At 64.3% G+C, this 12,028-nt stretch carries 13 protein-coding genes, 1 pseudogene and 1 riboswitch; of the genes and pseudogenes, 6 read left to right on the top strand and 8 right to left on the bottom strand.

From position 1 onward, the window contains the following. Positions 1-71, bottom strand: a pseudogene (locus ACLV8F_RS24150) (UPF0016 domain-containing protein); the annotation flags it as partial. A 6-nt stretch (positions 72-77) separates the two neighbouring features. Next, positions 78-254: riboswitch (yybP-ykoY riboswitch) on the bottom strand. 171 nt (positions 255-425) lie between these two features. On the opposite strand from ACLV8F_RS24150, the gene ACLV8F_RS24145 reads away from it, so the two are divergent. From ACLV8F_RS24145 to ACLV8F_RS24130, 4 genes are all read left to right on the top strand, one after another. Next, a complete protein-coding gene (locus ACLV8F_RS24145; RefSeq protein ID WP_411886734.1) occupies positions 426-1,628 on the top strand; it encodes an ammonium transporter in 1,203 nt (400 codons plus the stop codon). A 39-nt stretch (positions 1,629-1,667) separates the two neighbouring features. Beyond that, positions 1,668-2,234: a sigma-70 family RNA polymerase sigma factor gene (locus ACLV8F_RS24140; RefSeq protein WP_411886733.1), complete on the top strand. Its 567-nt coding sequence runs from the start codon at positions 1,668-1,670 to the stop codon at positions 2,232-2,234. Between the two features lie 37 nt (positions 2,235-2,271). Continuing rightward, positions 2,272-2,481 (top strand): zf-HC2 domain-containing protein, encoded by a 210-nt coding sequence (locus ACLV8F_RS24135; RefSeq protein WP_411886732.1) that lies wholly within the window; start codon positions 2,272-2,274, stop codon positions 2,479-2,481. Between the two features lie 618 nt (positions 2,482-3,099). Further along, positions 3,100-3,567, top strand: a complete 468-nt coding sequence (locus ACLV8F_RS24130) for an RNA recognition motif domain-containing protein (RefSeq protein WP_411886731.1) — start codon at positions 3,100-3,102, stop codon at positions 3,565-3,567. 103 nt (positions 3,568-3,670) lie between these two features. Here the strand turns inward: ACLV8F_RS24130 and ACLV8F_RS24125 are convergent, their stop codons facing one another. The 4 genes from ACLV8F_RS24125 to ACLV8F_RS24110 form a co-directional block, all read right to left on the bottom strand. Further along, positions 3,671-4,447: an SDR family oxidoreductase gene (locus ACLV8F_RS24125; RefSeq protein ID WP_411886730.1), complete on the bottom strand. Its 777-nt coding sequence runs from the start codon at positions 4,445-4,447 to the stop codon at positions 3,671-3,673. Between the two features lie 24 nt (positions 4,448-4,471). Continuing rightward, positions 4,472-5,128, bottom strand: a complete 657-nt coding sequence (gene lptC, locus ACLV8F_RS24120) for an LPS export ABC transporter periplasmic protein LptC (protein WP_411886735.1) — start codon at positions 5,126-5,128, stop codon at positions 4,472-4,474. A gap of 83 nt (positions 5,129-5,211) precedes the next feature. Beyond that, entirely contained in the window at positions 5,212-5,814 is a 603-nt protein-coding gene (locus tag ACLV8F_RS24115; RefSeq protein ID WP_411886729.1) for a KdsC family phosphatase, read from the bottom strand. A gap of 11 nt (positions 5,815-5,825) precedes the next feature. After that, entirely contained in the window at positions 5,826-6,818 is a 993-nt protein-coding gene (locus ACLV8F_RS24110) for an SIS domain-containing protein (protein ID WP_411886728.1), read from the bottom strand. 95 nt (positions 6,819-6,913) lie between these two features. On the opposite strand from ACLV8F_RS24110, the gene ACLV8F_RS24105 reads away from it, so the two are divergent. Together ACLV8F_RS24105 and ACLV8F_RS24100 are read left to right on the top strand one after the other, a co-directional pair. After that, positions 6,914-8,935, top strand: a complete 2,022-nt coding sequence (locus ACLV8F_RS24105; RefSeq protein ID WP_411886727.1) for a cation:proton antiporter — start codon at positions 6,914-6,916, stop codon at positions 8,933-8,935. Between the two features lie 56 nt (positions 8,936-8,991). Then, complete coding sequence (locus ACLV8F_RS24100) at positions 8,992-9,564, top strand: adenine phosphoribosyltransferase (RefSeq protein WP_411886726.1); 573 nt, start codon at positions 8,992-8,994, stop codon at positions 9,562-9,564. Between the two features lie 33 nt (positions 9,565-9,597). On the opposite strand, the gene ACLV8F_RS24095 is transcribed toward ACLV8F_RS24100, so the two are convergent. From ACLV8F_RS24095 to ACLV8F_RS24085, 3 genes are all read right to left on the bottom strand, one after another. After that, on the bottom strand, positions 9,598-10,329 hold the full coding sequence (locus ACLV8F_RS24095) for a hypothetical protein (RefSeq protein WP_411886725.1): 732 nt from the start codon (positions 10,327-10,329) through the stop codon (positions 9,598-9,600). A gap of 255 nt (positions 10,330-10,584) precedes the next feature. Next, positions 10,585-11,076 carry a Crp/Fnr family transcriptional regulator gene (locus tag ACLV8F_RS24090; RefSeq protein ID WP_122954706.1) on the bottom strand — a complete coding sequence of 164 codons (492 nt, stop codon included), beginning with the start codon at positions 11,074-11,076 and terminating at the stop codon, positions 10,585-10,587. 175 nt (positions 11,077-11,251) lie between these two features. Then, on the bottom strand, positions 11,252-12,028 hold a 777-nt coding region (locus ACLV8F_RS24085), incomplete at its 5' end, for a GTPase (RefSeq protein WP_411886724.1).

Genomic DNA, 12,028 nt, shown 5'->3' with positions numbered 1-12,028 from the left:
GCGAGGAGTTGCGTCTTGTCGCCCATTTCGGCGAGGGCGACGATGCCCGTGGAGACGAGGAAAGCTTCCATTCAAAAAGACTCCGGCCGGATGAAACCCATGACTGCACGGCATCCCCGGCCTGAAGCGGAGGCTGTGCAGTCAAAGGTCTCGCGTGATCCGAAGACCGCTTGCGCCATGCTCTGAATGAGCAAGTCTGTTGACGCAAGCCCCTTTCAGGATTGAAAGGCTGGCTACTCCCCAATGACAGCCTGCATTGTATCGTTAGCTTTCAAAGCTTCGATTGGCGCCGGGCATTCACCCCGGAATCGCCTCAAGACGGCTTTTTGCACACTTGCGGCGCATTTCTTGCTTGTATTTGGTGCGGTTCCTGAAATTCACGGAATAACGCACCAATAAATCACATTTCATCCGAAGAGGGACCTATGGAAGCACTAAAACAGGGCTCTGACGCCTTGTTCATCCTGCTGGGCGGCATCATGGTGCTGGCCATGCACGCCGGTTTTGCCTTTCTGGAACTGGGCACAGTCCGCAAAAAAAACCAGGTCAATGCCCTGGTCAAAATCCTGGTGGACTTCTCGGTGTCCACCGTGGTGTATTTCATGGTGGGTTATGGCGTGGCCTACGGCACCCATTTTTTCGTCGGCGCGGAGCAACTCTCCGCCAGGAACGGCTACGAGCTGGTCAAGTTCTTCTTTTTGCTGACCTTTGCCGCGGCGATCCCGGCGATTATTTCGGGCGGCATTGCCGAGCGCGCGCGCTTTTACCCGCAACTCATCGCCACGGCCGTCATCGTCGGCCTGGTGTATCCCTTCTTCGAGGGCATTGTCTGGAACCAGCACTTCGGCGTGCAGGCCTGGATCAAGTCGCTGACCGGCGCGGAGTTCCATGACTTCGCGGGCTCCATCGTGGTTCACGCGGTAGGCGGCTGGCTGGCGCTGCCGGCGGTGATTTTGCTGGGCGCACGCAGCAACCGCTACCGCAAGGACGGCGCGGTATCGGCCCACCCGCCGTCGAACATCCCTTTCCTCGCACTGGGTGCCTGGATCCTGACCGTGGGCTGGTTCGGCTTCAACGTGATGAGCGCGCAGACCATCGACAAAATCTCCGGCCTGGTCGCCGTCAATTCGCTGATGGCCATGGTGGGCGGCACGCTCGCGGCGCTGGCCTTTGGCAAGAACGACCCGGGCTTTGTGCACAACGGCCCGCTGGCCGGGCTGGTGGCTGTGTGCGCGGGCTCGGACCTGATGCATCCGCTGGGCGCGCTGGTAACGGGCGGCGTGGCCGGCGGCGTGTTCGTCGTGATGTTCACGCTGACGCAAAACAAATGGAAGATCGACGACGTGCTGGGCGTCTGGCCGTTGCACGGGCTGTGCGGCCTCTGGGGCGGCATTGCGGCCGGCATATTCGGCTGCCAGGCCTTCGGCGGCCTGGGCGGCGTGAGCCTGGTCGCGCAGCTGATCGGCAGCGCGATGGGCGTGGGTTGGGCGTTGCTGGCGGGTTTTGCCGTCTACGGCGCCCTCAAGGCCACGATGGGCCTGCGCCTGAGCCAGGAAGAAGAATTTGAAGGTGCCGACCTTTCGATCCACCGCATAGGCGCGACGCCGGACCGCGAAGTCAACTGGTAAAGCGTGCGGCCGAGACCGCCTGCCGCTAGACTTGCCGCCATGCCTACTTTTGAAGAGCAGCTGGTTGAGCACCGGCTCTACCTCCTTCGTTTCGCGCGGCTTCAGCTGCGCAACGACGATTGGGCGGAAGATGCCGTGTCGGAAACGCTTTTGGCGGCCTTGTCCAAGCCGCAGTCTTTCGGCAACCGGTCGCAGCTCAAGACCTGGCTGGTCGGCATCCTCAAGCACAAGGTCATAGACCTGATCCGCAGCAATGCGCGCCTGGTGGCCGTGCCCGACGCGCAGGCCGACGAAGAGGGCGACGAGCTGGACCGGCTGTCCTTCAAGGCCGACGGCCACTTTGCCGAGACGCCCAATGACTGGGGCAACCCCGACCAGACTTTGCAGCAGACGCAGTTCTTCCAGGTGCTGGACGCCTGCATGGAGCGACTGCCGCCGGCACTGGGCCGGCTGTTCCTGATGCGCGAGTGGCTGGAGCTTTCTTCGCAGGAAGTCTGTAAGGAACTCTCGCTGACGCCGACCAACCTGTATGTCCAGTTGCACCGGGCACGCCTGCGCCTGCAGGAGTGCCTGAATATCCACTGGTTCGGCAAGCCCGGCACATAAGCACACCCCGCTTGATGCATTCTTCTTTTTCTTTGACGTGAAACCCAGGATCACACCGCTAAGACGCACCTGCCGTGAAGCGGCGGCCCTGCTGATCGCCCGCGAAGACCGCGCGCTCAGCCTGCCTGACCACGTCGCGCTCAAGCTGCACTTGATGGCCTGTGATGCCTGCCCGAAGTTCGAAAACCAGGTGCTGACCATGCGCGCCGCGATGAAACGCTGGCGCGATTATTCGGGTGACGCCTAGCGCGTCCGAGGTATAGCGCTTCGATCGCGATGTTGAAATTTTGTGTAACTATTTCCATTCGACCGCATCGTCCAACAACGGAATTCGCCCTGGCTCCTTGAGTTGCATCGTGCCATCGCGTTGGTCAAACATGCTGGCGCGGCGAACTGGGGCACGGCACATCACTTTTCTTGTTTTGTGGCATTTATTCTGTATATGTATGCGCTAACTTAGCTTACCGGTCCGTTACTGCTTGACTATTTAGCTGGATCAGCACAAATCATCTCAGCATCCATGACGGTCCGGCGTGCAAAACTTTATGCCTCATTAGTTCCCCACAGGGCTTCTTGAGTGGCCCCTTGGGACAATGTGCGCGCAGCAATTTCCCGCGAGAAGCGGTCACCGACTTGTCGTTCAGGAGCCCCGAAAGCCCCTGTTTATGCGGGCTTGCGGCGTCTAGGTAGTAACGATAGTGGATTGTGTTTTGGATAACTGAAGCATAATATGCCGGTGCGAGTGTCAGCATTCGCACACGTTAGGTGATCGGTCAGTTTCGCGCGCTACAGCGGTACGTTTGAAGATTTGTTGTGCTTTCGGGACCCCATCGCTTTTGTTTTTGTGTTTTAGAGGAGTCCCTTCATGGGCAACAAACTATACGTCGGCAACCTGCCTTACTCGGTGCGTGACGAAGACCTGCAACAATCTTTTGGCCAATTCGGCGCTGTTACCAGCGCTAAAGTCATGATGGAACGCGACACCGGTCGCTCCAAAGGCTTTGGCTTTGTCGAAATGGGCAGCGATGCAGAAGCCCAGGCAGCTATCAACGGCATGAACGGCCAGCCTCTGGGCGGCCGTAGCGTTGTCGTGAACGAAGCACGCCCCATGGAGGCACGTCCTCCACGTAGCGGCGGCTTCGGCGGCGGCGGTGGTGGCGGCTACGGTGGTGGTGGCGGCGGCGATCGTTCCGGCGGTGGCGGCTACGGTGGCGGCGGTGGCCGTTCCGGTGGCGGCGGCAGCGACGGTGGTTTCCGTAGCCCGTACGGCGGCGGCGGTAGCGGCGGTGGCCGTTCCGGCGGCGGTGGCGGTGGTGGACGCGGCGGCTACTAAGCCCTGCTGACCCCTCTCTTCAGCCCCGGCTGAAGAGCGCTTTAAAAGGCTTCAAGACTTCGGTTTTGAAGCCTTTTTGCTTTTCCGGGCTTGGTTAAAAACCTCAGTGCTCCCCCTGGCGATGCTTGCGCGCGCGGCCGGACAGTGCCTTGTCAAACAGCGCATTGGGCAGCAGACGCAGCAGTTTCGCCACCACGCCCATTTGCCAGGGAATCACGCGGTAGCTGTGCCCGGCGTGAATGGCTGCGAAGGCCTTGTCGGCAAACGTTTCTGCCTTCATCAGGAAGGGCATGGCGTAGCGGTTTTCGCGGGTCAGCGGCGTATCGATATAGCCGGGGCAGATCGTCACCACCTTCACGCCGCTGGGGCGCAGCTCACCGCGCAGGCTTTCGCAGTAAGCGATGATGGCCGCCTTGCTGGCGCAATAAGCGCCGTGGCCGGGCAGGCCGCGTATGCCGGCCACGCTGCCTATGCCCACGAACGTGCCGGTACCGCGCCCCGCCATGCCGGCCATGAAAGGATGGAAGGTGGCGGCCACGCCGATGTTGTTGGTCGCGAAGGTCTGCGCCATCACGTCGAGGTCCCCGCGCACCGCGGTGTCCATGCCGACGCTGATACCGGCATTCGCGATCACCACGTCGGGCACGCCCTGCGCGGCGATGCAGGCCTGGCCGGCCGCAACAATGCTGTCGATGTCGGACACGTCGGCGCCGTAGACCTGGTAACGGCCCGCGCTGATGGCGTTGGCTTCAGCCCAGGCCTGGACCTCCGCCGTGCGGCGCGCGGCGAGTGCCAGCCGGTAGCCGGCCGAATGAAAACGCATGGCCAGCGCCTGGCCTATGCCGCTGGACGCTCCGGTGATGAATACGAGTCTGGACATGGTGGCCCTTGGAAAAGGCGGTCGCTAAGGAGTGACCGGTTTGGCGGGGCTTGCCGGCGCGGGCGCCGGCAGGGTCAAGGTGGGCAGGCCGGGCGCGCTGGCCGCGGAGCGGGGCACCAGGATGCCGTGGACACGGCCCTTGAGGTCGGCAACCTGGTCCAGGTTGTCGTAGGCGAAGGTGTCGCCGACGAACTGGTCGGTACCGCGAATCAGCAGCACGGGCTTGTGGGACTGGACTCGCTCGTCGTTCAGGAATGCGTGAAGGAACTCGCCGCGAAACTCCATGCGCGGGGTTTCCTTGCCGCTGGCGTCCTTGCTGGCCTCCCTGATCACTAGCGCATTGCCGGTCAGCTGCACTTCCGAGCCGTCGCCGTTGGAATAGGCGCGGTTGGCCGTGGCGGTGGTGATGCGCCCGTCGGGGCTGATGCTGCGGATGCGCGCCTGGTCGATCTCGAGGATGTCGGTGTCGGGGAAATGCCGGGCCTCGATGCCGTAGATTTCGCTCTTGAGCAGCCCGCCTTCGTCAAAAGTCTTGACGGTGAATTTGCGCATGAAATAGTCGATGTCGTGGCTCGCCTCTCTGGCGGCCTCCGGCGCGCTGAAGATCGGGGTGTTGCGCACCAGCCAGTAGGTGCCCAGCGCCAGCGCGCCCATCATGAGCAGCGGCATGTAGATGGCCATGCCGTCCCACACGCGCAGGAAGCTGCGCCATGCTTTTTTGAGCCGTACAGCGCCGCCGCGACCTGCACTCTGTGAGGCCGTCGTCACTGGCGATACTCCTGAAGAAACTCGCCGTAGCACCCGCCGGCAATCAGCAGCAGGTCGCAGAACTCGCGCGCCGCGCCATGGCCGCCCGGCACCCGCGTGACATGGTGGGCCTGCGCAAGGACCTCCGCGTGCGCATTCGAAGGCGCGCAGCTCAGGGCCACACGGGACATCACCGGCAAGTCGGGCCAGTCGTCGCCCATCGCGGCGGCTGCGGTCCAGTCCAGGCCCAGCGCCCGCAGGGCGAGTTCGGCCGCGGGGCGCTTGTCTTCGGTGCCGAAATACGCGTGCGTGACGCCCAGGGCCTGCAAGCGGGCGCGCAGCACATGGCTGTCGCGCCCGGTGATGACCACGGGAGTGATGCCGGCGCGTTGCAGCAGTTTCAGGCCGTGGCCGTCCAGGGTATTGAAACGCTTGATGATCTCGCCGGCGGCGCGGTAGCCACCCATGGGCTGGGCCAGTTCATGGTCCTGCGGGTATTCCGAGAAATACAGGCCGCCGTCGGTCAGCACGCCGTCCACGTCAAAAAAGGCCACTTTCACGCCTTGCGCGCGCAGCAGCAATTCCGGCGCGAAGTTCAGGGTGGGGGCGGCTTGGGGCATGGAGAGGGAGATCAAATGACTTTGGCGCGCATCAGGTCGTTGGTATTGAGCGCGCCCACCAACACGCCGTCCTCGTCGATCACCAGCACGCTGGTGATTCGGTGCTGCTCCATCAGCGCGACGGCCTCGACGGCCAGCGCATCCGCGCGCACGGTGCGCGGGCCGGCATGCATCACGTCGCCGGCGGTGCTGCTGCGCAGGTCCACGCCTTTTTCGACCAGCCGGCGCAAGTCACCGTCGGTAAAAATGCCAAGCACGCGCTGCGCGTCGTCGACGACGGCCGAAGCGCCCAGCCCCTTGCCGCTCATCTCGCGCATCAGCTCGGTAAAACTGGTATCCAGGCGCACCCGTGGCACGTCGCTGCCGCTGCGCATCACGTCGCTGACGTGCGTGAGCAGCTTGCGGCCGAGCGCGCCGCCCGGGTGCGAGCGGGCGAAATCATCTTCCTTGAAGCCGCGCACGTCGAGCAGCGCCACGGCCAACGCATCACCCATGGCCAGCTGCGCGGTGGTGCTGGCCGTCGGCGCGAGGTTGAGCGGGCAGGCCTCCAGCGCGACGCTGCTGTCGAGCGTGACACGCGCCTGGCGGGCCAGTGCGGACTGCAGGCCGCCGGTGATGGCGATCATGGGCACGCCCTGGCGGCTCAGCACCGGCAGGATCGCGGTCAGTTCCTGGCTCTCGCCGCTGTTGGAAATCGCCAGCACCACGTCCTGGCTGGTGATCATGCCCAGGTCGCCATGGCTGGCTTCGGCCGGGTGCACAAACATCGCGGGGGTCCCGGTGGAGGCCAGCGTGGCGGCGATCTTGCGGCCTATGTGGCCGCTTTTGCCCATGCCCATGACCACCACGCGGCCGCGGCAGGCCAATACCAGCGCCACCGCCTCGGCAAATTCGCCGCCCACGCGTCCCGCCAGGCCCGATACGGCGGCGGCTTCTATCTCAAAGGTCTTGCGAGCCAGGTTCAGCACCTGCTGGGCATCAAAATTCACGGCGTCTGGGCTCATGGCTGCATTCTATAGAGGCGCACAAAGCCTACGCCGCCCTTGCCCACAGCGGAGCGCCACGGGGCCACCGCAATTTCCTCGGCTACCATCGAAGCATGAGCGCGCTTGAACTGACCCTGCTGTACCTGCTGGCCGCGGTGCTCGGTGTGGTCGCCTGCCGCTCACTCAAGCTGCCGCCCATGCTGGGCTACCTCGCGGTGGGCGTGGTCATAGGCCCCAATGCGCTGGCGCTGGCGCAGAACTCCGACGGCGTACGCCACCTGGGCGAGTTCGGCGTGGTGTTCCTGATGTTCGTGATCGGGCTGGAGTTCAACCTGCCCAAGCTGCGCTCCATGCGGCGCCACGTGTTCGGGCTGGGGCTGTTGCAGGTGGTGCTCACCATCGTGCTGGCCACCGTCGGCTCGCTGTTCCTGGCGAGCATGGCGCCCAGCCTCTGGACCATGGGTTGGCAAACCGCGCTGGCGCTGTCCGGCGCGATCGCCATGAGCAGCACCGCCATCGTGGTCAAGCTGCTGTCCGAGCGGCTCGAGCTGGAGTCCGAGCACGGCAAGCGCGTCATGGGCGTGCTGCTGTTCCAGGATCTGGCCGTGGTGCCGCTGCTGGTGCTGATACCGGCGCTGGGCGCACCCGCCGACGCGCTCTTCACGGCGCTGGCCGTCGCCGGGCTGAAGGCGGCCGTCCTGGTCGGGCTGCTGCTGACCGGCGGGCAGCGCGTCATGCGCTGGTGGCTGACCATCGTGGCACGCCGCAAGAGCGAAGAGCTGTTCGTGCTCAACCTGCTGCTGGTCACGCTGGCGCTGGCCTGGCTGACCGAGCGCGCCGGGCTCAGCCTGGCGCTGGGCGCCTTCATCGCCGGCATGCTGATCTCGGAGACCGAATACAAGCACCAGGTCGAAACCGACATCCGGCCTTTCCACGATGTGCTGCTGGGCCTGTTCTTCATCAGCATCGGCATGCTGCTCGACTGGCGCCTGGTGCTGGAGCGTTGGCCGCTGGTGCTGCTGCTGATGACGCTGCCCGTCGTCTTCAAGCTGGTGCTGGTCACGGCGCTGGCCCGCTCGCTGGGCGCGACGGCCGGCGTGTCGCTGCGCACGGGCCTCTACCTGGCGCAGGCCGGCGAGTTCGGCTTCGTTCTGCTCACGCTGGCCCAGCAGAACCGCCTGGTGCCGCCGGCTTTGCTCAACCCCATCCTGGCCAGCATGGTGCTGTCCATGCTCGCCACGCCTTTCATCATCATGTACAGCAACCGCATCGTGATGAAGCTGGTCTCCAGCGAATGGCTGCAGCAATCGCTGCAGATGACCACCATCGCGCGCAAATCCATCAACGCCAACAAGCACGTGATCATCTGCGGCTACGGCCGTTGCGGGCAGAACCTGGGCCACATGCTGGAGCGCGAAGGCATCCAGTACATGGCGCTGGACCTGGACCCCGACCGCGTGCGCCAGGCCGCGGCCGCGGGCGACTCCGTGGTATTCGGCGACGCGGTGCGCCTGCAGGCCCTGATGGCCGCCGGCCTGGCGCGCGCCAGCGCAGTGGTCATCACCTACCTGGACACGGCCAGCGCCCTCAAGGTGCTGGCCAACACGCGCGCCCATGCGCCCACGGTGCCGGTCATCGTGCGCACAGTGGACGACCACGACCTGGAAAAGCTGCAGGCCGCCGGCGCCACCGAAGTCGTGCCCGAGGCCATCGAAGGCAGCCTGATGCTCGCCAGCCACGCGCTCGCGCTGGTGGGCGTGCCCATGCGCCGCGTGATCCGCGTGGTGCAGGACCAGCGTGACGCCCGCTACAACCTGCTGCGCGGCTATTTCCGCGGCGCCGACGACGACACGGTTAACGAGTTGGAGCAGGAGCGCCTGTCCAATGTGACGCTGCCGCTGGGCATCAAGTCCCTCGGCAAGCCCCTGGGTGCCATGGCGCTGGAGGCCGGCGGCGTGCGCGTGGTGAGCCTGCGCCGCGGCAATGGCAAGGCCGTGGCGGCGCAAGCGGAAACCCTGCTGGAAGGCGGCGACACGCTGGTGCTGTCAGGCAAGCCCGAAGCACTGGCCATGGCCGAAGAAAAATTGCTGCGCGGCCGGCCGGCCAAGGCGGCGCCCGCCGGCGCCCCGGGCTAAAGCCGTTGTGCGCCTGGCGGGCGCAAAATACGCGCTCCCAAACCGCACGGTGAACCATGCCCGATCTGCACAGCCTCCAACACCAGTCCGTCAGCCAGTACCTGCGCAACCACATCCGCACCGTGCCGGACTGGCCCGCGCCGGGCGTGCAGTTTCGCGACATCACGCCGCTGCTGCAAAACCCCAAGGTCTTTCGCGTGCTGATCGATGCCTTTGTGCACCGCTACATGGACCCGGCACTGCGCCCCGACGTGGTCGCCGGGCTGGATGCGCGCGGTTTCATCCTGGGCGCGGTCGTGGCCTATGAACTCAACGTCGGTTTTGTGCCTATTCGCAAGAAGGGCAAGCTGCCTTTCACCACGGTGCAGGAAACCTATGAGCTCGAATACGGCAGCGCCACGGTGGAGCTGCACACGGACGCCGTGAAGGCCGGCGACAGGGTCCTGCTGATCGACGACCTGATCGCCACGGGCGGCACCATGATGGCCGGCAAGAAGTTGCTGGAAAAACTCGGCGCCACCGTGACTGAAGGCGCGGCGATTGTGGATTTGCCCGAACTGGGCGGATCGGTGAAGCTGCAGGCCGCGGGCCTGCCCTTGTTCACGCTGATTGATTTCGCCGGGCACTGAAGGCCGCGGGCGGCGGACTCAGCGACAGAAGACCTAAACCAGGTCACCGTATTGCGTGCTGCTGAGCGCCGGCGAAGACGGCAAATCAGGCATCTCCGTGTCTTCGAAGCCGGTCAGCACGGTGTAGGAACGCGGACCGCTTTTGACCTTCACGCCGTTCTCGGGCGCCGCGCCCGGTCCCTGGGCCGACGCGGCCTGCAAGGCCTGCTTGAAAGCCGCCACTTCATCGGCCTGGATGGGCTCGTAACGGGGCCTTGCCGGTTTGGCCGCCGCATCGGCTTGCGGTGCCGCAGCCTGTGCGGCATCCGTGGTGTTCAGGCGTGGCTTGACCACCACCGCCACCTCATCCATGCGCCAGTACACGGCGGGCACCGTAATTTCAAAACGCGCCTTGGCGTTTTGCACAATCAGTGTCTCAATTTCAGTGAGCTGCTCGGGCTGGCCGCCAAAGGCCTTGGCCAGGTCCATCATGACGAGGAATTCATTGCCGCGCTGGTCCAGCGATAACACCTTGAATTTATAGCTGGCGGACAGCACGCCGGCGCGCGTCATGGCTTCACGGATCGCGACATAGAGCTGCTCGCGGCGGGCGTGGCGCTTGACCTTGCCGGCGTCACCGCCGGCGCCGGTGCTGATTTCGACCGGAACACGCGGGGAAATGGGCGCGGCAGGCTTTTCGCGCCCGGCGGAGGGGCGCTTGTGCTCGTCGGTGAAAGCGGATTTCGCTGGGTACGGCTTGCTCGAAAACCAGTTTAGAAAAGACATGTGCAGCGCTCTAGTAATGATTGGGCAATTTTCCACCAACGCGGTGTGTGGCGTCTGTAAGCAATCCTACAAACTTCAACCGCTGTTGTTTGACGGCAGATTTGGCGATTGACTTTATCGAATCGCCCTCACATCGTCTGGTAAAAAGTCACGCCCATCACAACTTTGGTGCGAATTCACACAAAGTCGGGCCGCCGGCCCGGAAGGCCGATGTCTGATGACTGCCGTGCGGCGCACTGGCCATGCGCGCGCAGATCAGGTGACGGCGACGCGTTTGGGCCGGTTATACAGGCGCTTCGCCATCACCGAGCCCATGGCCATGGTCAGCTCCAGCGCAATGGGGCTGTGGCGGTTGGCGAGTTCGAGGAAGCGCATGGGTGTGAGGCACCACAGCTTGCAAGGGGTGGAAGCATGCACCGTGGCACTGCGCGGCATGTGCGAGAAGAAGGCGCCTTCGCCGAGCACCGTGCCGGCCCCGACCAGCGCCATGCGCACGCGCGCTTTTTCGTCTTCGTAGTGAACGCTCAGGGTGCCGCTTTCGACAAAGTACAGCGTGCGGTCCAGCGCGCCTTGTTCCATCAGCACCTGGCCGCTGTTCAGCGCGAACGGCTGCATGTAGCTGGCCAGGATGTCCCAATGCGGCTGGTTGAATTGACAACGCAACGCATCACTGGCGTGGCAATGCAGGATGGCCTGGGCCAGGCCCTGGATGTCAAAACGGATGGCGGCGGGGAGTGGAGCGTTCATAGTGCAACGGAAGATACCTTCGCACTACAACAGCCACAAGGGCTCTTAACGCCCCCTTACACCTGATACAGGAAACCGGATTTTGTAATTTCTCCTCGACGGCAGACCAGTTTTAACCATTCAGGAGGGTCTGCGACCGCTGATCCGCGCAGGGCGCCCGCCTGTCGCCGGCTTACTACTTTCCTATGCAGAATCGGGAAAAAATTTCGCCCAGCAGGTCGTCCGGCGTGAAGGCGCCGGTGATCTCGCTGAGGTGCAGCTGCGCCTGCCGCAGGTCTTCGGCGAGCAGGTCCAGCGCAGGCCGTGCCGCGCGAAGTTGCGCGTGCGCTTTTGTCAATTGATCCGCCACCTGGTGCAGGGCACGCACGTGGCGTTCACGCGCCATGAACACGCCTTCGGGCGCGGCCTGCCAGCCCACCACCTGCAGCAGTTGCGTACGCAGAGACTGCAAGCCCTCGCCGGTTTTCGCGGAGATCAACACACCGCCGTTGATGGCGCCCAACACCTTCGCATCGGCCGCGTCCGATTTGTTCCAGACATCGATGATGGGCGTGTTGCGCGGCAGCTCACGGCCCAGCACCTGCGCGATGGCCGCGTCGGCGGCCAGGTAATCGCCGGCGTGTCGGGTCAGGTCGTGCAGGAAGAGCACGGCATCTGCGCTGGCGATTTCGGCCCAGGCGCGTTCGACGCCGATTTTTTCCACCTCGTCGAGCGCGTCGCGCAGGCCGGCGGTGTCCACCACGTGGAGCGGCACACCCTCGATCTGGATCAGCTGCGAGACCTTGTCGCGTGTGGTGCCGGCGATGGGTGTGACGATGGCGAGCTCGGCACCGGCCAGCGCATTGAGCAGCGAGCTTTTGCCGGCGTTGGGCTGGCCCGCGATCACCACCTTGATGCCTTCGCGCAGCAGCGCGCCTTGCACCGCGCGCTGCATCACGCCGGCCAGCGTCGT

This window comes from Polaromonas sp. YR568, from assembly GCF_943369675.1.
Classification (GTDB): Bacteria; Pseudomonadota; Gammaproteobacteria; order Burkholderiales; family Burkholderiaceae_C; genus Polaromonas.
This window is presented reverse-complemented; position numbering and strand designations above follow the sequence as displayed.